The sequence below is a fragment of the Mesorhizobium sp. M0491 genome (assembly GCF_040321265.1).
Taxonomy (GTDB): domain Bacteria; phylum Pseudomonadota; class Alphaproteobacteria; order Rhizobiales; family Rhizobiaceae; genus Mesorhizobium.
In genome coordinates, this window is sequence record NZ_JAMYRE010000032.1 from 35,339 (window position 1) to 56,905 (window position 21,567).

24 protein-coding genes and 1 tRNA gene are annotated in these 21,567 nt (G+C 62.8%); 17 read left to right on the forward strand and 8 right to left on the reverse strand.

Going from position 1 to position 21,567, the window contains the following annotated elements; all coding sequences use genetic code 11:
• Positions 1 to 4 precede the first annotated feature (4 nt).
• The 7 genes from NKI69_RS30200 to NKI69_RS30230 all read left to right on the forward strand — a co-directional run bounded on the left by NKI69_RS30200 (position 5) and on the right by NKI69_RS30230 (position 7,055).
• On the forward strand, positions 5 to 1,072 hold the full coding sequence (locus NKI69_RS30200) for an ABC transporter ATP-binding protein (RefSeq protein WP_023812976.1): 1,068 nt from the start codon (positions 5 to 7) through the stop codon (positions 1,070 to 1,072).
• Entirely contained in the window at positions 1,073 to 1,939 is an 867-nt protein-coding gene (locus NKI69_RS30205; RefSeq protein WP_352723124.1) for a carbohydrate ABC transporter permease, read from the forward strand.
• Between the two features lies 1 nt (position 1,940).
• A complete protein-coding gene (locus tag NKI69_RS30210) occupies positions 1,941 to 2,864 on the forward strand; it encodes a carbohydrate ABC transporter permease (protein WP_027036701.1) in 924 nt (307 codons plus the stop codon).
• A gap of 2 nt (positions 2,865 to 2,866) precedes the next feature.
• Positions 2,867 to 3,148 (forward strand): DUF2160 domain-containing protein, encoded by a 282-nt coding sequence (locus NKI69_RS30215; protein ID WP_023812973.1) that lies wholly within the window; start codon positions 2,867 to 2,869, stop codon positions 3,146 to 3,148.
• A gap of 79 nt (positions 3,149 to 3,227) precedes the next feature.
• Positions 3,228 to 4,952 (forward strand): ABC transporter substrate-binding protein, encoded by a 1,725-nt coding sequence (locus NKI69_RS30220; RefSeq protein ID WP_023812972.1) that lies wholly within the window; start codon positions 3,228 to 3,230, stop codon positions 4,950 to 4,952.
• A gap of 97 nt (positions 4,953 to 5,049) precedes the next feature.
• A complete protein-coding gene (gene glpK / locus NKI69_RS30225) occupies positions 5,050 to 6,543 on the forward strand; it encodes a glycerol kinase GlpK (RefSeq protein ID WP_352723126.1) in 1,494 nt (497 codons plus the stop codon).
• Positions 6,544 to 6,578: 35 nt separating this feature from the next.
• On the forward strand, positions 6,579 to 7,055 hold the full coding sequence (locus NKI69_RS30230) for a DUF6882 domain-containing protein (protein WP_352723128.1): 477 nt from the start codon (positions 6,579 to 6,581) through the stop codon (positions 7,053 to 7,055).
• An 84-nt stretch (positions 7,056 to 7,139) separates the two neighbouring features.
• On the opposite strand, the gene NKI69_RS30235 is transcribed toward NKI69_RS30230, so the two are convergent.
• Positions 7,140 to 7,625, reverse strand: coding sequence for a BA14K family protein (locus tag NKI69_RS30235; RefSeq protein WP_352723130.1), 486 nt, complete (start codon positions 7,623 to 7,625; stop codon positions 7,140 to 7,142).
• A gap of 256 nt (positions 7,626 to 7,881) precedes the next feature.
• Between NKI69_RS30235 and NKI69_RS30240 the strand changes: the two genes are divergently transcribed.
• Positions 7,882 to 7,957: transfer RNA gene (locus NKI69_RS30240), tRNA-Lys, on the forward strand.
• Between the two features lie 64 nt (positions 7,958 to 8,021).
• Here the strand turns inward: NKI69_RS30240 and NKI69_RS30245 are convergent.
• The 5 genes from NKI69_RS30245 to NKI69_RS30265 form a co-directional block, all read right to left on the reverse strand.
• On the reverse strand, positions 8,022 to 8,492 hold the full coding sequence (locus NKI69_RS30245; protein ID WP_128303599.1) for a nucleoside deaminase: 471 nt from the start codon (positions 8,490 to 8,492) through the stop codon (positions 8,022 to 8,024).
• Between the two features lie 252 nt (positions 8,493 to 8,744).
• Positions 8,745 to 9,887 (reverse strand): DNA-processing protein DprA, encoded by a 1,143-nt coding sequence (dprA, locus tag NKI69_RS30250; protein WP_352723139.1) that lies wholly within the window; start codon positions 9,885 to 9,887, stop codon positions 8,745 to 8,747.
• Positions 9,888 to 9,901: 14 nt separating this feature from the next.
• Entirely contained in the window at positions 9,902 to 10,489 is a 588-nt protein-coding gene (gene plsY / locus NKI69_RS30255; RefSeq protein WP_352723131.1) for a glycerol-3-phosphate 1-O-acyltransferase PlsY, read from the reverse strand.
• 57 nt (positions 10,490 to 10,546) lie between these two features.
• Entirely contained in the window at positions 10,547 to 11,833 is a 1,287-nt protein-coding gene (locus tag NKI69_RS30260; RefSeq protein WP_352723133.1) for a dihydroorotase, read from the reverse strand.
• Positions 11,830 to 12,789 (reverse strand): aspartate carbamoyltransferase catalytic subunit, encoded by a 960-nt coding sequence (locus tag NKI69_RS30265; protein WP_013531794.1) that lies wholly within the window; start codon positions 12,787 to 12,789, stop codon positions 11,830 to 11,832. The genes NKI69_RS30260 and NKI69_RS30265 overlap by 4 nt, the downstream gene beginning before the upstream one ends.
• A gap of 193 nt (positions 12,790 to 12,982) precedes the next feature.
• Between NKI69_RS30265 and NKI69_RS30270 the strand changes: the two genes are divergently transcribed.
• From NKI69_RS30270 to NKI69_RS30280, 3 genes are all read left to right on the forward strand, one after another.
• Positions 12,983 to 14,611: a DNA alkylation response protein gene (locus NKI69_RS30270; RefSeq protein WP_352723134.1), complete on the forward strand. Its 1,629-nt coding sequence runs from the start codon at positions 12,983 to 12,985 to the stop codon at positions 14,609 to 14,611.
• A gap of 193 nt (positions 14,612 to 14,804) precedes the next feature.
• A complete protein-coding gene (locus tag NKI69_RS30275; RefSeq protein WP_023812963.1) occupies positions 14,805 to 15,374 on the forward strand; it encodes a hypothetical protein in 570 nt (189 codons plus the stop codon).
• Positions 15,374 to 15,715, forward strand: coding sequence for a DUF6105 family protein (locus NKI69_RS30280; RefSeq protein ID WP_023812962.1), 342 nt, complete (start codon positions 15,374 to 15,376; stop codon positions 15,713 to 15,715). Before NKI69_RS30275 ends, NKI69_RS30280 begins: the two co-directional genes overlap by 1 nt.
• Here NKI69_RS30280 and ruvX read toward each other — a convergent pair.
• Entirely contained in the window at positions 15,633 to 16,139 is a 507-nt protein-coding gene (gene ruvX / locus NKI69_RS30285; RefSeq protein WP_023812961.1) for a Holliday junction resolvase RuvX, read from the reverse strand. The two genes, NKI69_RS30280 and ruvX, sit on opposite strands and share 83 nt — an antisense overlap.
• 123 nt (positions 16,140 to 16,262) lie before the next feature.
• Here ruvX and NKI69_RS30290 point away from each other — a divergent pair, with 123 nt between their 5' ends.
• The 6 genes from NKI69_RS30290 to NKI69_RS30315 all read left to right on the forward strand — a co-directional run bounded on the left by NKI69_RS30290 (position 16,263) and on the right by NKI69_RS30315 (position 20,762).
• Positions 16,263 to 16,970: a metal-dependent hydrolase gene (locus NKI69_RS30290; protein ID WP_352553069.1), complete on the forward strand. Its 708-nt coding sequence runs from the start codon at positions 16,263 to 16,265 to the stop codon at positions 16,968 to 16,970.
• Positions 16,971 to 16,994: 24 nt separating this feature from the next.
• Positions 16,995 to 17,411, forward strand: coding sequence for a hypothetical protein (locus tag NKI69_RS30295; RefSeq protein WP_352553071.1), 417 nt, complete (start codon positions 16,995 to 16,997; stop codon positions 17,409 to 17,411).
• A 118-nt stretch (positions 17,412 to 17,529) separates the two neighbouring features.
• Positions 17,530 to 17,817 (forward strand): Asp-tRNA(Asn)/Glu-tRNA(Gln) amidotransferase subunit GatC, encoded by a 288-nt coding sequence (gene gatC / locus NKI69_RS30300; RefSeq protein ID WP_023812958.1) that lies wholly within the window; start codon positions 17,530 to 17,532, stop codon positions 17,815 to 17,817.
• 8 nt (positions 17,818 to 17,825) lie between these two features.
• Entirely contained in the window at positions 17,826 to 18,284 is a 459-nt protein-coding gene (locus tag NKI69_RS30305; RefSeq protein WP_352723135.1) for a GNAT family N-acetyltransferase, read from the forward strand.
• Entirely contained in the window at positions 18,281 to 19,846 is a 1,566-nt protein-coding gene (locus tag NKI69_RS30310) for an amidase (protein ID WP_023812956.1), read from the forward strand. The genes NKI69_RS30305 and NKI69_RS30310 overlap by 4 nt, the downstream gene beginning before the upstream one ends.
• A 124-nt stretch (positions 19,847 to 19,970) precedes the next feature.
• Complete coding sequence (locus NKI69_RS30315) at positions 19,971 to 20,762, forward strand: YdcF family protein (protein ID WP_352723136.1); 792 nt, start codon at positions 19,971 to 19,973, stop codon at positions 20,760 to 20,762.
• Here NKI69_RS30315 and NKI69_RS30320 read toward each other — a convergent pair.
• On the reverse strand, positions 20,741 to 21,454 hold the full coding sequence (locus NKI69_RS30320) for a DUF599 domain-containing protein (protein WP_352723137.1): 714 nt from the start codon (positions 21,452 to 21,454) through the stop codon (positions 20,741 to 20,743). The two genes, NKI69_RS30315 and NKI69_RS30320, sit on opposite strands and share 22 nt — an antisense overlap.
• Positions 21,455 to 21,567: the final 113 nt, after the last annotated feature.

Sequence of the window (21,567 nt, forward strand, 5' to 3'; positions counted from 1 at the left end):
AGAGATGGCACGCATCGACGTCAACCATGTCCGACATTCCTACCTGCCGAACCCGCAGAAGGATGCCGATTTCGCGCTGCGGGAAGTGCATCATGTCTTCGAGGACGGCGGCGCCTATGCGCTGCTCGGGCCCTCCGGTTGCGGCAAGACCACGCTGCTCAACATCATTTCGGGATTGTTGCACCCCTCGCACGGCCAGTTGCTGTTCAACGGCAAGGACGTGACCAATTTATCGACGCAGGAGCGCAACATCGCGCAGGTGTTCCAGTTCCCGGTCATTTACGACACCATGACCGTCTACGATAATCTGGCCTTCCCGCTGCGCAACCGCGGCGTGCCGGAAGCCGATGTCGACCGCAAGGTTCGCGAGACGTTGGAGATGATCGATCTGGCGTCCTGGGCGAAGAAGAAGGCGAGGGGCCTGACCGCCGACCAGAAGCAGAAGATCTCGCTCGGCCGCGGGCTGGTGCGCTCCGACGTCAACGCCATCCTGTTCGACGAGCCGCTGACCGTCATCGATCCGCACATGAAGTGGGTGCTGCGCTCGCAGCTGAAGCAGTTGCACCGCCGCTTTGGCTACACCATGGTCTATGTGACCCACGACCAGACCGAGGCGCTGACCTTCGCCGAGCAGGTCGTGGTCATGTATGATGGCGGCATCGTGCAGATCGGCACACCGGCCGAATTGTTCGAACGGCCACGCCATACCTTTGTCGGTTATTTTATCGGCTCGCCGGGCATGAACGTCATGCCGGTGGCAATCGACGGCAAGACGGCGACGCTCGGCTCGCAGCGCATCGAACTGCCGGGCGCGCCAAAGGCAGGCAGCGGCGCCGTCGAGCTCGGCATCCGTCCCGAATATGTCCGGCTCGGCCGCGAAGGCATGGCCGTGCAGGTCAGCAAGGTCGAGGATCTCGGCCGCCACAAGGTGGTGCGCGCCAAGCTCGAAGGCCGCGATATTTCTGCCGTGATCGGTGAGGACGAGACCCTGCCCGCCGATCCGAAGGTGCGGTTCGACCCGGCCGGCATCAACATCTATGCCGATTCCTGGCGTGTCGAGATGGAGGCCTAGATGGAGAAGACCTGGAACAACAAGGCCTGGTTCATGGTGCTGCCGGTTCTTCTGCTGGTGGCGTTCTCTGCGGTGACCCCGCTGATGACGGTGGTCAACTATTCGGTGCAGGACACGTTCGGAAACAACGTCTTCTTCTGGAACGGCTCGGACTGGTACACCGAAATCCTGGAGTCGGAACGCTTCTGGCTGTCGATGGTCCGCAACCTGATCTTTTCCGCGACCATCCTCGCCATCGAGATTCCGCTCGGCATCTTCATCGCTCTTAACATGCCCAAGAAAGGCTGGGGCGTGCCGGTCTGCCTGGTGCTGATGGCTCTGCCGCTGCTGATCCCGTGGAACGTCGTCGGCACGATTTGGCAGGTGTTCGGCCGCATCGACATTGGCCTGCTCGGCTACACGCTGTCGTCGCTCGGCTTCGACTACAACTACGTCAACGATCCGACCGACGCCTGGGTGACGGTCATCCTGATGGACGTCTGGCACTGGACAAGCCTCGTCGTTCTGCTTTGCTACGCCGGACTGGTCTCGATCCCCGATGCTTTCTACCAGGCGGCCAAGATCGACGGCGCCTCACGCTGGGCAGTGTTCCGCTACATCCAGCTGCCGAAGATGAACCGCGTGCTTCTGATTGCAGTGCTGCTGCGCTTCATGGACTCGTTCATGATCTACACCGAGCCGTTCGTGGTCACGGGCGGAGGCCCTGGCAATTCGACGACGTTCCTGTCGATAGACCTGGTCAAGATTGCGATCGGCCAGTTCGATCTCGGGCCGGCGGCCGCCATGTCGATCATCTACTTCCTGATCATCCTTTTGCTGTCTTGGGTGTTCTACACCGTCATGACCAATGTCGATGCGGAGCGCTGAGATGAGCGGCGCCAACGAAGGAACGACGAGGCAGGACCGAGTGCGTGAGACGGCGGTTTCGGACGGGCTCGCCAGCACATTGTCGCAGGACCAGCTTGCGCGGCTGATGCGCCGGCGCGGCGAAGAATCCCGGTTCTGGTGGTTGGTGCCAACGATCTACATCATCTTTCTGATGCTGCCGATCTACTGGCTGGTCAATATGAGCTTCAAGACCAATCAGGAGATTCTGGGCGCGTTTTCGCTGTGGCCGAAGAGCCCGACCCTGGCCAACTACATCGTGATCTTCACCGACCCGTCCTGGTACAAGGGCTACATCAATTCGATCATCTATGTCGTCATGAACATGGTGATCTCGGTTTCGGTGGCGCTGCCGGCGGCCTACGCTTTCTCGCGCTACCGGTTCCTCGGCGACAAGCACCTCTTCTTCTGGCTGTTGACCAACCGCATGGCGCCGCCGGCAGTGTTCGCGCTGCCGTTCTTCCAGCTCTATTCGGCGTTCGGGCTGATCGACACGCATATCGCGGTGGCGCTGGCGCACTGCCTGTTCAACGTGCCGCTGGCGGTCTGGATCCTCGAGGGTTTCATGTCCGGCGTGCCGAAGGAGATCGACGAGACCGCCTATATCGATGGCTATTCCTTCCCGCGCTTCTTCCTGAAAATCTTCATGCCGCTGATCGCAAGCGGCGTCGGCGTGGCCTGCTTCTTCTGCTTCATGTTCTCATGGGTCGAACTGCTGATCGCGCGCACCTTGACCACGACGGCCGCCAAACCGATCGCGGCGATCATGACGCGTACGGTCTCGGCCTCCGGGCTCGACTGGGGCGTGCTGGCCGCCGCCGGCGTGCTCACCATCCTTCCAGGCGCGCTCGTGATCTGGTTCGTCCGCAACTACATCGCCAAGGGCTTTGCCCTAGGGAGGGTATGACCATGAACCTCACCTGGATGGCATGGACGCTGCCAACGGCGATCTTTTTCATCACGATCCTGGTACTGCTCTGTGGCATGGCGGTCTGGGAATACGCCTCGCCTGGCGGCAATCCCCGGGTCGGCCTCCTGCGCTTCGAGACGACGCGCGGCGACCGCCTCTTTGTTTCGCTGCTCGGCAGCGCCTTTATCCATCTCGCTTGGCTGGGTCTTGTCGGACCCAACCTGTGGTGGGCTCTCGCTCTCTCCGTAGTCTACGCCGTCGGCGTGTTCCGCTACGTATAGAGGGGGAAACTGTTGGAGCGACCGCGTGCCGGCGGCCGCTCCAGATCGCACTTGAAACTTGAAAAGTGGAGGAAACGAAATGCGAAGGCAATTTTTAACATCAACGACTGCGCTTGTCCTGCTCTGGGGAGCAGGCCAGGCCTATGCCGGAATGGACGAAGCCAAGACTTTCCTCGATACCGAAATCAAGGACTTGTCGACGCTCGATCGCGGCGCCCAGGAAGCCGAATTGCAATGGTTCATCGATGCCGCGAAGCCTTTCGCCGGGATGGACATCAAGGTGGTCTCCGAGACCATCGATACGCATAGCTATGAGTCCAAGGTCTTGGCGCCCGCCTTCACCGCGATCACCGGCATCAAGATCACTCACGACCTGATCGGCGAAGGGGATGTCGTCGAGAAGCTGCAGACGCAGATGCAGTCGGGCGAAAACATTTACGACGCCTACGTCAACGACTCCGATCTGATCGGCACCCACTGGCGGTACCAGCAGGCGCGCAGCCTGACCAAGTGGATGGCGAATGAGGGCAAGGATGTCACCAATCCCAACCTCGACCTCGCCGACTTCATCGGCACCAAGTTCACGACCGCTCCGGACGGCGACCTCTACCAGCTGCCGGACCAGCAGTTCGCGAACCTCTACTGGTTCCGCTACGACTGGTTCAACGACGAGAAGAACAAGGCCGATTTCAAGGCCAAGTACGGCTACGACCTCGGCGTTCCGGTCAACTGGTCGGCCTATGAGGACATCGCCGAGTTCTTCACCGGCCGCGAAATCGACGGCAAGAAGGTCTATGGCCACATGGACTACGGCAAGAAGGACCCCTCGCTCGGCTGGCGGTTCACCGATGCCTGGCTGTCCATGGCCGGCAATGGCGACAAGGGCCTGCCGAACGGTCTTCCGGTCGACGAATGGGGCATCAAGGTCAACGAGAAGTCGCAGCCTGTCGGCTCGTGCGTCGCGCGCGGCGGCGACACCAACGGCCCGGCTTCCGTATATTCGATCCAGAAGTACCTGGATTGGCTGAAGGCCTATGCGCCGCCGGAAGCCCAAGGCATGACGTTCGGCGAATCCGGCCCCGTCCCGTCGCAGGGCACGGTCGCGCAGCAGATGTTCACCTACACCGCCTTCACCGCCTCCTTCGTCAAGGAAGGGCTGCCGGTCGTGAACGCGGACGGCACCCCGAAATGGCGCTTTGCTCCCTCGCCGCATGGCGTCTACTGGAAGGACGGCATGAAGCTCGGCTACCAGGACGTGGGTTCATGGACGCTTCTCAAGTCCACGCCTGACGATCGCGCCAAGGCCGCCTGGCTCTATGCGCAGTTCGTCGTATCGAAGACGGTCGACGTGAAGAAGAGCCATGTCGGCCTGACGCTGATCCGCGAGTCGACGATCCAGGACAAGAGCTTCACGGAACGCGCTCCGAAGCTCGGCGGCCTGATCGAGTTCTACCGCTCGCCGGCCCGTGTTCAGTGGTCGCCGACCGGAACGAACGTTCCGGACTATCCGAAGCTGGCACAGCTCTGGTGGCAGGCGATCGGCGATGCGTCGTCGGGTGCCAAGACGGCACAGGAGGCGATGGACTCGCTTTGCTCTGAGCAGGAAAAGGTCATGGAACGCCTGGAAAAGGCCGGCATCCAGGGCGATATCGGCCCGAAGATGGCCGAAGAGCATGACCTCGCCTACTGGAACGCCGACGCGGTCAAGAAGGGCAATCTCGCTCCTCAGTTGAAGATCGAGAACGAGAAGGAAAAGCCGGTCACCATCAATTACGACGAGCTGGTGAAGAGCTGGCAAAAGTAAGACTGTTCTAAGCGGGCGTCTGCGCCCGTGTGACATTGGGGGAGGCGGCATCTTGCCGTCTCCCCTGTTTGTGTAAAAGACAAAGCGGGGAGGCATAATGACCGGATATATCCTTGCCATCGACCAGGGCACGACTTCGACCCGGGCGATACTGTTCGACGGCGAGATGAAGGTCGCCGGCAGCGGGCAAAAGGAATTCGCCCAGCACTATCCGGCTTCCGGCTGGGTCGAGCACGATCCCGAGGATATCTGGGCGAGTGTGGTGTCGACCGTGAAGGCGGCGCTGAAGAAGGCCGGCCGGAATGCTTCCGACGTGGCCGCGATCGGCATCACCAATCAGCGCGAAACCGTCGTCATCTGGGACAGAGCGACCGGCAAGCCGATCCACAATGCCATTGTCTGGCAGGACCGGCGCACCGCGCCGCTGTGCCAGAAACTCAAGAAGCAAGGGTTGGAGAAGACATTCACCAAGAAAACCGGGCTGCTGCTCGATCCCTATTTTTCCGGCACCAAGATCGCCTGGATGCTGGACAAGGTGAAGGGCGCCAGAAAACGCGCCGAGAAAGGCGAACTGCTCGCCGGCACCATCGACAGTTTCCTGATCTGGCGGCTGACCGGCGGCAAGGTTCACGCCACGGACGCCACCAACGCCTCGCGCACGCTGGTCTACAACATCGCTGAGAATGCCTGGGACGATGAGCTGCTGTCGATCCTCAACATCCCGGCAGAAATGCTTCCCCAAGTGAAAGACTGCGCCGATGATTATGGAATCACGGAGAAAAATCTCTTTGGTGCCGAGATAAGAATCCTCGGTGTAGCCGGCGACCAGCATGCGGCAACCATCGGCCAAGCCTGCTTCGAGCCAGGCATGATGAAATCGACCTACGGCACCGGCTGCTTTGCCCTGCTCAACACCGGGAGCGATCTGGTGCGTTCGAAGAACCGGCTGCTAACTACCATTGCCTATAGGCTGAACGGCAAGACGACCTATGCGCTGGAAGGCTCGATCTTCATTGCCGGTGCTGCGGTGCAATGGCTGCGCGATGGCATCAAGGTGATCGGCAAGGCCGAGCAGAGCGGCAAACTGGCTGCCGAAGCCGATCCGACCCAAAACGTCTATCTGGTGCCGGCCTTCGTCGGGCTCGGCGCGCCGCATTGGGATGCCGAAGCACGCGGCGCCATCTTTGGGCTGACCCGCAATTCCGGCCCGGCGGAGTTTGCCCGCGCCGCCCTGGAAGCCGTGGCCTACCAGACGCGCGACCTGCTCGACGCCATGCGCAAGGACTGGAAGGGCGCCTCAGCCAAGACCGTGCTTCGGGTCGACGGCGGGATGGTAGCGTCCGACTGGACGATGCAGCGCCTCGCCGACATCCTCGATGCACCGGTCGACCGCCCGACCATTCTGGAGACGACGGCGCTGGGTGCCGCATGGCTTGCCGGCTCGAAGGCCGGCGTGTGGCCGGATGCCAAGAAGTTCGCGAAAAGCTGGGCACTCGAACGGCGCTTCCAGCCTGACATGGATGCCACAAAGCGCGCAGCCAAGCTCGCTGGTTGGCGCGATGCTGTGCGAAGGACGCTGAGCGTGCAATAAGCAGCCATCAGGTGGTGAGTGATGGGGCGAGGGGGATGAAGCCAGACTGGTATCCTGCGTGGCACGACGAGGCTATCGAACAGCTGAATGCCAAGAATGCACGCTTGAACAAAGATTTCCACCTCGGCAGCTGGTCGCGCTATGATTATGACCTTACGGCCGGAAAGCTCCTGTTCTCGGATGAAGGAGGCGTCAAGATCGTCACCGAGATCCAGATTGCGGGCTCTACGAGCGCCAAGGCCAGCAACTGGCTGTGGGCGTGGGCAAATTCGAATTTGCCCGGCGAGCTTCTTAGCGACGCCAAGCTCGTTCGCTCCTTCGGCGAGAAGAACAGCATAGATGAGTTGACGCAGGCCTACGTGACGGACGCCGACAATGACCTGGAAGCGCTAGGCTGGGAATTGACTGGAGCGATGGCTCGGATTTGCGACGCTCTTGGGGCCTACCGTTCACCGCGTGGTGAGGGTGGAGCGCTATATTTGATTTTTAAGAGCATCAACTGGGCGATCTGACAACGACTTTCCCGCCTAGGTATCTCGATAGAAAGCCCGCGCTGTTTCCGGCGCGGGCTTTTTACCCAGCACTCACACTTTGGATCAGTACGGCGAACGGCACTCCTTGCGGGGGCCGTAATTCGGCTGGAACGTGTTGTCCGAAGCACGGTAGCTGCGATAGCGGTCGTAGCACCACTGGACGTGGGCGTTGCCTCCGTAGACGCGATTGTTCTCGTTGTTGATGATGGCACCGGTGATCAAGGCGCCAGTCGCGAACGCCGCCAGCGGGAACCAATGATCGCCATGGCGGCGATAGCCGGGGCCATATTCGCGATAGCCGCGATGGCCGTTCCAATACGCGCCGCGATTGCGGGAAAAACTGCGGTCACGCGAAAAACTGCGGTCACGCGAAAAATTGCGATTGTAGCGGTCCTTGCGCCACTCCCGGTACTGGACTGTCTGCACATCCGGCACCGCGACCTGGGACTGCGGCACATAGTTCGGTTGGGCATTAACGGACACCGCCTCCGCCGCAACGAATGTGACGGAGAGAGTGGCCGCCAGCAGGCTCGTTGTGATTCTGTTCATTGGTCTTCTCCTCGATGGTTGGCGGACGTCCCTGTGCGGGGAAACGAGCGGCGCATACAATTGTTCCCCGGACTGGATGCCGCTGTCGGGCAGAAATGCCAATGTTCCCTTGGCTGTTCTCCCACCGGTGGCGCGGCTGGCCAGTGTCGCGACAGGGCGAAGCCGCCCGTGTTTGCGAGCCCTCTTTTTCCGGTTGACCGGTCGAGGCACTCTCCCTATGTTCCGCGCAATTTCGAGGGCCGCCTTTCGCCCGCGGGAGCGCGTAGCTCAGCCGGTAGAGCAACTGACTTTTAATCAGTAGGTCATGGGTTCGAATCCCATCGCGCTCACCAAATCCACGCGATAAACTGTCACCCATCTCTCGGGAAGGGCACACCACAACCGGTGGGGAAGCCGTCAACGCTTCCAGAAAGCGCGGTGCGGTGCGAGCATCTCGTCGGCGATTTCGGGGAAGGGGCCAAAGACCTCGATCTTTTTCTGGCCGGAGTCGAGGACGGTGCGCGAAGAGAGGCTCATCGTCGGATTCTCTGCGTGATCCCCGGTGAGCGCCAGCAGCTCGGTCTCCTCGAAGCCGTAGACCAGCCGGCCGATATTCGCCCAGTAGAGCGTTCCGGTGCACATCGCGCAGGGCTCACCGGTTGAGACCAGCGTGCATTGCCATAAGAACTCCGGCTCGTAGGCTGCCGCGGCGCGCCGGGCGAGCTCCGTCTCGGCGTGGCGCACCGTGTCGAGATTGCCTTGCCGCATCAGCACCCGATCGTCCGGCCCGACCAGCACGCAACCAAACGGATGATGCCCATGATCCGCCGCCTCGCGCGCGACCGCGTCGGCGGATCGAAGGTGGGCGAGCATCTGATCGCGGGTCATGGCAAGATCCTGTCATGCCGACATCCACCGATGAGCGGCTGAGCGAGATTGGTGCCAACGGACGCGAGTGGCAAGAGCCAACTTTTGCTTGAGACCTTTGCCTCAGGATATCAGACCTTTGCCCTACAATCCGCCGGCCGGTCTTGGCGTCGAACAGATGAGCACAGGCGCGGTAAAGCGGAAAGCCGGCTGAAAAGGCCATCCTCGCCGAGCTTCTCGAAGGAGTTCGGCGGCGCGAAAATGCGAACAGCGTCAGACCGAAGGCTCCCCGAACACCAGCGAAACATTGGCGCCGGCGTGGCGTTCGAGCCGGCCGGCGAGGTCGAGTTCCAGCAGCACCATGAAGACCTGGGCCGGGTGCAGGCCGGTGTGGCGGATGATCTCGTCGACCGCCACTGGCGTCGGGCCGAGCGCCTCGATGACGCGGGCGCGGTCGCTTTCGCCGGGCGGTGGTGTGGCCGAGAAGTCGGGCGGCTCTTCGAACGGCGGCATGTCGGGCGCCCGCATGCCGGTCAGCGGGGCGATCGCCCTGGAAATATCCGATGCCTCGGTGACCAGGGTGGCACCATCCTTGAGCAGGCCGTTGGTACCGGCGGCGCGTGGATCGAGCGGTGAGCCCGGCACGGCAAAGACCAGCCGGCCCATTTCTCCCGCAAGCCGGGCGCTGATCAGGGAGCCGGAGCGTTGCGCTGCCTCGACCACCACCAGACCAAGGACCGCACCCGCGACAAGGCGGTTGCGGCGCGGAAAATCCTGGGCGCGCGGCTGCCAGCCGAACGGCATCTCTGAAATGATGGCGCCGCGCTCGGCGATTTCCTCGCACAGGCCGGCATTTTCAGGCGGGTAAGGCAGGTCGAGGCCACCGGCCAGGACGCCGATCGTGCCGGTCGCCAGGCTGCCCTGATGCGCCGCCGTGTCGATGCCGCGCGCCAGGCCGGAGACGATTGCGTAGCCGTCGCGGCCGAGGTCGGCCGCCAGCATGCGTGCCATCTTGATGCCGGCCAGCGACGCGTTGCGTGCCCCAACGATGGCGACACCCGGCAGCCGGAAAACAGCTGCGTTGCCCTTTACCGCCAGCAGGGGCGGCGGATGGTCCATGTTGCGCAACAGGGGTGGGTAGTCTGTCTCACCGATCCCGACAAAGCGGGCGCCGGCCTTTCCGGCTAGTTCCAGTTCCGCCTCGGCTTCGGCTACGGAAGGGATGCGGGCGATCCGGATGGCGCCGCCCGAAATCATCAGTTCCGGCAATATCTCTAGCGCCACCTCGGCCGAACCGAAACGGTTGATGAGGTCGCGAAAGGATGCGGGGCCGACATTCTGGGTGCGGATCAGCCGCAGCCAGCTCAGCCGCTGCCGGTCGCTGAGCCGCGGCCCGGCGGTCGGCTGGCCCGCCATGGTGGCGTGATCGCTCAACCCTTGGCTCCGATCTTTCCTTCGGTGCCGGCAAGCAGGCGCGAAATGTTTTCCCGGTGCTTGATGAAAACGATGATGCTCATCACCACGAACAAGACCGCATTCTGTGGTGTGCTCAGGACATAGAGGGCGATCGGCGCGATGACCGCCGCTGTCAGCGCCGCAAGCGAGGAATACCGGAAGAGGAATGCCATCACCAGCCAGGCGACGGCGAAGATCAGCGCCACCTGCCAGGCAAGGCCGATCAGCACACCGAGATAGGTGGCGACGCCCTTGCCGCCCTTGAAACCGAGCCAGACCGGGAAGAGATGACCGAGAAAGGCGCCGAGACCGGCCCAGATCGCCAGGTCAGGCGCGAAATGGCCTGCTATCAGCACGGCGGCCGTGCCCTTCAGCGCGTCGAGCAGCAGTGTCGCGGCGGCAAGGCCCTTGTTGCCGGTGCGCAGAACGTTGGTGGCGCCGATATTGCCGGAGCCGATCTTGCGCACATCGCCAAGGCCAGCCGCGCGGGTGAGCAGGAGCCCGAACGGAATCGAGCCAAGCAAATAGCCGAACACGAGCGCTGGGATGAGGCTGTAAATCATTGTTTCCCCCGCATTTCCCCAGTTCGGCCGGATCAGGCGCGATGCGCCGTGGCCGGTTCAGGCGGAAAACACTGTGCGGCCCGCAACCAGCGTTTGCAAGACCTTGCCTTGCAGTCGCGCGCCTTCGAAACAGGTGTTTTTCGACCGCGAACGAATGCCGCTTTCGCTGACGATCCAGGGTTCGTCGAGGTCGACAAGCGCAAGATCGGCGACAGCGCCCGGCTTCAGCGTGCCGCCGGGCAGGCCGAACAGTTTTGCGGGAGCGGTGGACAGGGTTTCGATCAGCCGCAGCAACGGCACATCGCCATTGTGGTAGAGCCGCAGTGCGGCGCCCAGAAGCGTCTCCAACCCTATGGCGCCGGCCGCCGCATCGGCGAAGGGCAGGCGCTTGGTGTCGACATCCTGCGGATCATGCGAGGAGACGATGATGTCGATCGTGCCGTCCCTGACCGCCTCGATCATCGCCAACCGGTCTTCCTCGGCGCGCAAAGGTGGCGTCAGGCGGAAGAAGGTGCGGTATTCGCCGACATCGTTTTCATTCAGCGACAGATTGTGGATCGCCACGCCTGACGTCACCGTCGCGCCGTCGGCTTTCGCACGCGTTATGGCGTTTGCCGCCATCGCCGTCGAGATCTTTGCTGCATGGTACGAACCACGCGTCAGCCGGGCCAAGGCCAGATCGCGCTCCAGCGGGATGGATTCGGCTTCGCGCGGAACGCCGGAGAGGCCGAGCCAGCTGGCGTAGAGGCCTTCATTCATCACGCCGGATGAACCGAGGTCCGCATCCTGCGTCTCATGCACGATGGTGGCGCCGAAGTCGCGCGCATAGGTCAGCGCGCGGCGCATCACCAGCGCGCTCGATATGGTGTGGCGGCCATCGGTGAAGGCGACGGCGCCGGCTTCGCGCAGCAGGCCGAACTCGGTCATTTCGCGCCCGTCGAGGCCCTTGGTGATCGCCGCAGCCGGAAAGACGTTGACGATGGCCGTGTCCTTGGCGGTGCGCAGCACGAATTCGACCAGCGCCACATTGTCGATCACCGGATCGGTATCGGGCATCATGACGATGGATGTGACGCCGCCGGCCGCCGCCGCGACACTTGCCGACGCAATGGTCTCGCGATGCTCGCCGCCCGGTTCGCCGATGAAGACACGGCCGTCGATCAGGCCTGGAATGATCGCCTTGCCGGCGCAGTCGATAACGGTGGCGCCCTCGGGCGCGCCCTGGTTCAGCGCTGCTTTGCCGGCGGCTACGATCTTGCGGCCATCGACGAAGACGGCGCCGACTTCATCGATGCCGCGCGAGGGGTCGACAACGCGGGCGCGCTCAAAGACCGTTATGCTCATGCGCCGCGGCCCTCTTGATTACGGCGCGGGTCAAGAAGCGCTTCCATCACCGCCATGCGCACGGCGACGCCCATTTCAACTTGTTCCTGGATGACGCTTTGCGGACCGTCGGCGATTTCCGAGGCGATCTCGACGCCGCGGTTCATCGGCCCGGGATGCATCACCAGCGCGTCATCCTTGGCGGCCTTCAGTTTCTCGGCATCGAGGCCGAAATAGCGGAAATATTCGCGGACCGAAGGCACGAAGGCGCCCTCCATGCGCTCGCGCTGCAGGCGCAGCATCATCACCACGTCGGCGTCCTTGAGGCCCTCGGCCATCGAGCGGGTGACGATGACGCCCATCTTCTCGATGCCGGTGGGCAGCAGCGTCGACGGTGCGACGACGCGCACCTGCGCGCCGAGCGCGTTGAGCAGCATGATGTTGGAACGCGCCACGCGCGAATGCAGGATGTCGCCGCAGATTGCCACGATGAGCTTCGACAGCGGACCCTTGGCGCGACGAATGGTCAGCGCATCGAGCAGCGCCTGTGTCGGGTGTTCATGCGCGCCGTCGCCGGCGTTGACGACGGAGCAGCCGACCTTCTGCGCCAGAAGGGCGGCAGCACCGGCCGATTGGTGGCGGATGATCAGGATGTCGGGCCGCATGGCGTTCAGCGTCATCGCCGTGTCGATGAGCGTTTCGCCCTTCTTCACCGAAGAGCTTGCCACCGACATGTTCATGACATCGGCGCCGAGCCGCTTTCCGGCAAGCTCGAACGACGACTGTGTGCGCGTCGAGGCTTCATAGAAGAGGTTGATCTGGGTGCGGCCGCGCAGCGTCGAGGTTTTCTTCTCGGACTGCCGCGAGATCGCGACCGCCCGGTCCGCCCTGTCGAGCAACAGCTCGATATCGGCGGGGGAAAGGTCGCGGATGCCCAGAAGATGGCGATGAGGATAGGGGGACGAAGCGTCGGTCATCTCAAGGCGCTGCTATAGGGTGGAGATATTGCGGCTGCAAGCGCCAGCTTTGCATTGCAGCCGTTCTCCTCAATTTTTTCGTGTAGATAGCCGATTGTATCGGCCGGTATTTTCATCGCGCGCGCTGCATGGCTTGGCTATATCTAGCCGACAGCCTCGGATTCGTGGCTTTCTGACGATAGAAGGATTGGGCGTGACCGACGACGTGACGAACCAGCCGCCGCCGCTGACGGGCGGCAACGCCTGGCGGGGCGATCCGTTGCTGATCCAGCTCGCGGAGCGTTTTTCCGATCCGGTGCGCAAGGATCTCGACGGTCTCGGCCGCTTTGTGCTGACGCAGGAGGCGCAGGAATTGGCGCGCCTCGCCAATGTCGAGACGCCGAAGCTCAGGACGCATGATCGCCAGGGACGGCGCATCGACGTGGTCGAGTTCCATCCCGCCTATCATGCCTTGATGCGCCGCTCTGTGGCCAACGGGCTGCATTCCTCGGTGTGGGAAAACGGCGACACCGAGATCGGCCGCCGCCATCAGGTCCGCGCCGCCCGGTTTTATCTGACGGCTGAGCTCGAGACCGGGCATCTGTGCCCCATCACCATGACCAACGCTTCGCTGGCGGCCTTGATGGCCAGCCCGAAACTGTTTCGCGAATGGGCGCCGCGCGTGACGACGCGCAAATACGACCAGAGCCAAAAGCCGCCGGTCGAGAAGACCGGGCTGACGCTCGGCATGGGCATGACCGAGAAACAGGGCGGCACCGATGTGCGCGCCAATGTGACGAGGGCGGAACGCGCCGGCAGCGGTTTTTATCGTCTGAACGGGCACAAATGGTTCATGTCGGCGCCGATGTCGGATGCCTTCCTGGTGCTGGCGCAGGCGCCTGAGGGACTATCGTGCTTCCTCGTGCCGCGCGTTCTCGGTGACGGCTCGGGCAACGGCTTCCGCTTTCAGCGGCTGAAGGACAAGCTCGGCAATCGTTCGAACGCCTCCTCCGAAGTCGAATTTGTCAATGCCATCGGCGAGATGGTCGGCGAAGCCGGTGCCGGTGTGAAGACGATCATGGACATGGTCACCCTGACCCGGCTCGATTGTGCCATCGCATCGTCGGCGATCATGCGCGCGGGCCTGGCCGAGGCCGTTCACCACGCCCGCCATCGCCAGGTGTTCGGTTCGACCCTGATCGAGCAGCCGTTGATGCAGCGCGTTCTGGCCGACATGGCGCTCGATGTCGCCGCCGCCACCGCGCTGTCGTTCCGGTTGGCGCGCTCCTTCGACGAGGCGGCCGGCGATCGCGGCGAGGCGGCGTTTGCTCGGGCCATGACGCCGGTCGTCAAATACTGGGTCTGCAAGATCGCGCCGCCTTTGCTCTATGAGGCTATGGAGTGCCTCGGCGGCAATGGCTATGTCGAGGAGGCGCCACTCGCCCGCTACTATCGCGAGGCCCCGGTCAATGCGATCTGGGAAGGCTCGGGCAATGTCATGGCGCTTGATGTGCTGCGCGTGCTCGGCCGTGCGCCCGGCCTGTTCGAGGATGTGCTGGCCGGCATCGACCGTGATCTCGGCGCCGGCGGACGCGGCACGATCGGCGTGCTGAAGGCGGCGATGCAGGTTGCTTCAACCGACGAAGGTTCTGCCCGGCTGCTGACCGAGCAGCTGGCACTGTCGGCTGCGGCGGCGGAATTGCGCCGTCTGGGGGCAGGGCGGATCGCCGACGCTTTCGTCGAGACGCGTTTGGCCGGCCAATGGCGCAACACCTATGGCATGATCGATTCGCGCCACGATGCACGCATGATCATCGACACGCTCTATCCGCCGGTGAACTGAGCACGAGCATCGCAAAAACCGGCGCCATCCACAGTTTTGACGTGTTGGCGGGCATCCTCACGCGTATGGCTAATCGTCGTTAACCTTAACAAATGGTTTCCGTTGCGATGGCGGACGGCAAGGCCCACTGTCCTAGTGCAAGCAGGGAATGGTTCAGATTGGCCGTCTCTTGCTTTGCGAAGCAGGAACACCGATGCGACAGGTACTGACCTCTTTTCTGGCCTTGCACTGGGCGATTGTTTTCGCCCTGCTTGCGCTAATCTGCATCGACGGAAACCGGGGTGTGGCGGCGGCGCTCGGCGTGCTGGGCACTACAATCGAGGGTACCCGCTTCGTCGACCTCGACAATTTCGTCGTCGTGGCGCCGCTCGCCACCGCATTGCTTGTCGTCGCGGTTCTGTTTTTCTGGGCCTTTGTCGAAGCCCTGGTCAACGACGCGACCAGCGCGGGCGCCGACAGCGTCGCCCGCATCGCCTTCATATGCGCGTCCGGCGTGTTGTCGCTGATCGTCGTCGGTGGCGCCGCGCAAGGCATCAACGGGCTCTTCATGGCTGTCGCCGTGCAACTGGCGGCACTTCTGGCGTCCTATGTCGCCATGCTTGCCGAGCGGCGGTCCGTGGTTGCGGCAGCGGCTTCCGGCGAAAGCGAGATCCATGCCGTCGCGCATGGCATGGCAAAAGCCGCGGCCCACAATTCGCTGCTTTCACTCATATCAGGCCGAACGGTCTCCAAGACCGGCTCCAATCCCAGGGGAGGCCGCTGATGCGCTACATCTTCGGATTTTGGGCGGCGCCGATGGCGATTTTCTGGGGCTGGTTCTATCTGTCGGCCAATGACATCAATTTCGGCTACACGATGCTCAGCCGACAGATGCACGACTTCTTCTTCCAGCTCTATGGCCAGATGCTCGGCATCGATCCGGCGATCATTCCCGGCATGGTGGCGAAGACGTGCGTCTTCGACGGGTTGCTGCTGATGGCGCTTTGGGCCTTCCGCCGTCGCCGCGAAATCGCCGGCTGGGTCAGACAGCGCTGGGCGGGTCCGGTTCCGTTCGAGCGGATGCGTGGAGCGACTGAAGCCGGTCCAAAACTCCCTGCAGAATAAACGCGGCTGCCGCCGAATCGATCTTGCCGGCGCGCTTGCGGCGCGAGAAATCCATCTCGATCAGCGTCCTTTCGGCCGCGACCGTCGATAGTCTTTCATCCCAGAGCACGAAGGGCAGGTCGCTCATCTGGGCCATGTTGCGGACGAAGGCGCGCGATTTCTGCGCACGCGGCCCTTCCGAACCGTCCATGTTGATCGGCAGCCCGATCACCACCGCGCCGGCATTCTCCTTCCGCAGCAAGGCGAGCAGCACCGCCGCATCGAGCGAGAATTTCCTTCGCATGATGACCGGGCGCGGATGGGCGAAGGAAAACCTCTGGTCCGAGACCGCGACGCCGATCGTCTTGTCGCCGAGGTCAAGCCCCGCCAGCGTCTTGCCGCCGGTCAGCCGCGCCGGCAATTCCTCGATCGTGATAATGCCCACCGGCCGTCCTTCGCCTTTCACCGCCACGTGTTTTGTCAAACGCGTGGCGGACACAGTAACCCTTTGATCTCCGGGCCGTCGGCGTTCTATCCTTTGGCAAGATAAAAATCGAGGAATGCATTCATGAAACTGACCTGGTACGGCCACTCGGCCTTTCGCATCGAGACCGCTGATGCCAAGATCCTCATCGATCCCTATCTGATCGGCAATCCGTCCTGGACGGGCGGCTGGGAGGGACCGGCCGAGGGGATCACGCATGTGCTGCTGACGCATGGCCATAGCGACCACATCAGCGGCGCCGTGGAAGTGCTCGGCAAAAGCGGCGCCCAATTGGTCGCCAATTTCGAGATCTGCATGTATCTGGTCGGCAAGGGTGTCAGCGACAAGAAGATCAACCCGGGCAACATCGGCGGCACCGTCGATTGCGGCAGCTTCACCACCACTTTTGTCCAGGCGCTGCACTCATCCTCGTTCCCCGGCGAGGGCGGCCAGAACACCTATCTCGGCAATCCGGGCGGCCTCGTCCTGCATTTCCCGGAAGACAAGACGCTCTATCACATGGGCGACACCGACATCTTCTCCGACATGGCGCTGATCAACGAGTTGCATGAACCGAAGATCGGCATCGTGCCGATCGGCGACCGTTTCACCATGGGCGGCGCGGTGGCTGCACTTGCCTGCCGGCGCTTCTTCAAATTCGATACCGTGGTTCCCTGTCACTTCGGCACGTTTCCGATGATCGATCCGACCGCCGACAAGTTCGAGGCCGGCATGGAAGGGTCCGGCGTGACGGTGGCATTGCCTGATATCGGTGAGACGATTACGATCTAGGCGTGGCGAAAGCGGAATAAGACCATGGCTTTGAGGAAATCTCTTTGTGTATCGATGTTGGTCGCGGCGTCGCCCGCGCTCGCCGCGGATGATTTCATCGAGGGCGTCTACCTGCAATCCGAGGAGCTTTGCAAACAGGCCAAAAAGGACACGCTGCAAACGCTGATCGACGCAGGCAACATCGTGCTTTCGGCGCACGGCCTGCAGAGCGTCGAATACAATTGCGAGTTTCTGCAGATCAGCAAGGCCACGGCTTCGCCGAGCTGGGCGGTGACGGCCATCTGCCAGGAACCGGGTTATGTCTTTCCCGACGTTCTCTCCGTGACGCAAATGAACGCCAAGCAGATCGATCTCGTGTCGGTTCGGCCCGTCGACGACGAAAGCGAAGCAAGCGGCAACAGCGGCAGCTACTATCTGTGCGAAGGCGTTGCTCTGCCATAGACGTATTCTGAGGGCCCACGAGCGGGCCGCCGGCACAGCCTGGTCTCTCGCACGATGCATGTTGCGCAGCGCGCGCGGCGCCGCTATAGCCCGAACTGGTTTTCCCCGAGGCAAAAACATGTCCGTAGATCTTCAGACAGTGAAGCGCGTCGCGCATCTCGCCCGCATCGCGGTGAGCGAAGAAGATGCCGAACGGATGACCGGGGAGCTGAACGCCATTCTGGGCTTCGTCGAGCAGCTGAACGAGGTCGATGTTTCCGGTGTCGAACCAATGACCTCGGTAACGCCGATGGACATGAAGAAGCGCAGCGATGTCGTCACCGACGGCGGCAAGGCCGCCGACATCGTCGCTAACGCGCCGGCGACCGAAGAGAATTTCTTCCTCGTGCCGAAGGTCGTGGAGTAAACCGGCCGATGGCAATCGAGATCGCCATTGAGAAGCCGCTCCAGGACGACGTGCGCAGGCTGGTCACGGAACTCAACGAGACCTTGCTCGAACTGACGCCGCCGGAGCATTGCTACCATTTGACGGTCGAGCAGATGGCCGGTGAGGACACGACGGTTTTCATCGCCCGCGATAATGGCCTGGCCATTGGCTGCGGCGCGCTGAAGCGTCATGACGGCGCCATTGGCGAGGTCAAGCGCATGTATATCAGGCCGTCGCATCGCGGGCAGAAGATCGGCGCGAAAATCGTTGAGCGGGTCGAATCGCTCGCGCGCAACGAGGGGCTGAAGCGCCTGGTGCTGGAGACGGGCGATCGTCATCCCGCGGCGTGGACAGTCTACGAACGCGCCGGGTTTTCGCGCTGCGGCCCGGTGCTGGATTATCCCGATTCTGAGTGGTCGGTGTTTTACGAAAAGAGCCTTGGATGAGCGACCTGACCCAGCTGACGATTTCACAGGCCCGCGCCAAGCTGCGCGACAAGGAAATCACCGCGACCGAGATCACCGAGGCCTATCTCGGCGCTATCGAGCGCGCCAATCCGGCGCTCAATGCCTATGTCGCCGTGACCGGCGACAAGGCGCGCGACATGGCCAAGGCGTCCGACGCCAGGCTGGTCAAGGGCGAGGGCGGTGCGCTGGAAGGCATTCCGTTGGGGATCAAGGACCTGTTCGGCACCGAAGGCGTCCACACGCAGGCTTGCAGCCATGTGCTCGACGGGTTCAAGCCGCGCTACGAATCGACCGTTACGTCAAATCTGTGGGCCGACGGCGCCGTTATGCTCGGCAAACTCAACATGGACGAGTTCGCCATGGGCTCGTCCAACGAGACGTCCTACTATGGCCCGGTCATCAATCCGTGGCGGCGCTCGCGCCTCGATACTGCGGTGATGCCCACGACGCATCAGGGCGACGGCGGCTTCGTTTCGGCCGGCGGCACGAGGACCGTGCGCAGCCTGGACAATGCGCAGTTGGTGCCGGGTGGCTCTTCTGGCGGGTCGGCCACGGCAGTCTCCGCCTTCCTGTGCGCCGGCGCGACCGCGACGGACACCGGCGGCTCGATCCGCCAGCCGGCCGCCTTCACCGGGACGGTCGGCATCAAGCCGACCTATGGCCGCTGCTCACGCTGGGGTATCGTCGCGTTCGCCTCGTCGCTCGACCAGGCCGGCCCGATCGCGCGCGACGTACGCGATGCCGCGATCCTGTTGAAATCGATGGCCTCTGTCGATCCGAAGGACACGACGTCGGTCGACCGGCCGGTGCCGGATTATGAGGCGGTGATCGGCAAGCCGATCAAGGGCATGAAGGTCGGCATTCCCAGGGAATACCGCGTCGACGGCATGCCCGAAGAGATCGAAGCGCTGTGGCAGAAGGGCATTGCCTGGCTGAAGGACGCCGGCGCCGAGATCGTCGACATTTCCCTGCCGCATACGAAATACGCGCTGCCCGCCTATTACATCGTGGCGCCGGCCGAGGCTTCGTCCAACCTCGCCCGCTATGATGGCGTCCGCTACGGCTTGCGCGTGCCGGGCAAGGATATCGTCGACATGTATGAGAAGACCCGCGCCGCGGGTTTCGGCCGCGAGGTCAAGCGCCGCATCATGATCGGCACCTATGTGCTGTCGGCCGGCTATTACGACGCCTACTATCTGCAGGCGCAGAAGGTGCGCAATCTGATCAAGCGGGATTTCGAGACTGTCTTCGCCGCCGGCGTCGATGTCATCCTGACCCCGGCAACGCCGTCCGCCGCCTTCGGCATCGCCGACGAGGACATGGCTGCCGATCCGGTCAAGATGTACCTGAACGACATCTTCACCGTCACTGTGAACATGGCGGGCCTGCCGGGCATCGCTGTGCCCGCCGGGCTCGACGCCAAGGGCCTGCCGCTCGGCCTGCAGCTGATCGGCCGGCCGTTCGATGAGGAAACCCTGTTCCAGACCGCTGCCGTCATCGAGCAGGCCGCAGGCACGTTCCAGCCGGAGAAGTGGTGGTAGGGACGTCGCTCGTCTAGCGCATGCCCTGAAAGTCGAATCGATTTTCGGAAGGATCCTGCGCAAAATCAAAGTGTTAGCGTCCTTTGAGCGCGCACGCCCGCGCGGCGCTGCAATGGGGTGAGCGATGTTCTTCTACCTGTCCAAGATCTTTTGGTTCTTCATCCAGCCGCTGAACCTGGCGATCTTTCTGCTGCTGGCGGGATTGCTCGCGGCCATGATCGGGCGCCGGCGGCTGGCGGCTACCGGCAGCGTGCTGGCATTTCTGGTCCTTGCGCTGTCAGCGTGGACGTCGCTCGGCGCCATGATGCTCAATCCGCTGGAAGAGCGCTTCGCGCGCCCGCCGCTGCCGGCAAAGGTCGACGGCATCGTCGTGCTCGGCGGCGGCTTTGAGGGCGCCATCAATCTGGCGCGCGGCGGCTATGAGTTGAACAGCAGCGGAGATCGGATGGTCGAGACCGCAGTTCTGGCCCGGCGCTTTCCCACCGCCAAGGTGATCGTCTCCGGCGGCACCGGCGCGTTGTTTCTCGATGGCGAGGGCGATGCCGCAACCGCGCCGCGCCTGCTCACCGCGCTTGGCGTGGCCGCCGATCGTCTGATCCTGGAGAACAAGTCCCGCAACACCTATGAGAACGCGGTCTTCACCAAGGAGTTGCTAACGCCGAAGCCCGGCGAGACCTGGCTGCTGGTGACCTCGGCCTTCCATATGCCGCGCGCCAAGGCGCTGTTCGACAAGGCCGGCTTCGCCACCGTTCCCTGGCCGGTCGACTATCGCACCTCGGGCAAAGAAGGCATCGGCCTGTTCCGCGACAATCCAGCCGATTCGCTGCAGGCCACCACCATGGCCATCCGCGAATGGATCGGGCTTTTTGCCTACTGGCTGTCAGGCCGGATCGATCAGCCTTTTCCAGGCGGCTGACCGATCACCGCCTGCCTGGCGGCCGAGAAGAACTGGCGCCGCACCAGCACGGCCAGCAGCAACAGCGTCGACAACACGAACACCATTGGGTCGACGAACCAGCCGAGATAACCGATCGAGAAGAACACGCCGCGCAGGCCGGAGTTGAAGTGCTTTCCGGCCAGCATGTTCATTTGCGCCGCACGCCACACCGCCGCTTCGGTGACCGGATTGCGTGAGGCTTCGCCATGCGGGATCGGCACGGCGCCGATCAGGATCGTGCAATAGTTGAACAGCCGGTACGCCCAGCCGAACTTGAAGAACGAAAACGCCAGGATCAGCACCAGCCCGAACACCTTTATCTGGAAGGCCGCGCGCGACGGCGCGCCACCCAGGGGCAGATCGCTGAGCACTTCAAGAACCCGGTCGGATGCGCCGAGCAGGGCAAAACAGCCGCCGATGGCGATCAGCGAGCTGGAGGCGAAGAAGGCGGTGCCTTGCTGCAGCCCGCTCATGATGGCGGTGTCGACGATGCGGATCTCGCGCTCGGCCATGGTCCGCATCCAGGCTTGCCGCTGTGCATTCATCGCCGTCGTCAGCGACATGCGGCTGACCAGCTTGCCGTCGGAGGCGAACGTGTGCAGCAGCCACGCGACGAGGAAGAAGGCCAGCGCCGCGAGATCGGCTGTCGAAAGATCGAGGGAATCGCCCATGGCCTGAATTTAGCACATTCAGCGCGATCGCTTCGATGTCCGCCTACAGCGATAGGCACCAATGTCGCTGCCGGAGCAAACAAGGTCGGCGGATGCAGCGCCGCGATTTCCAA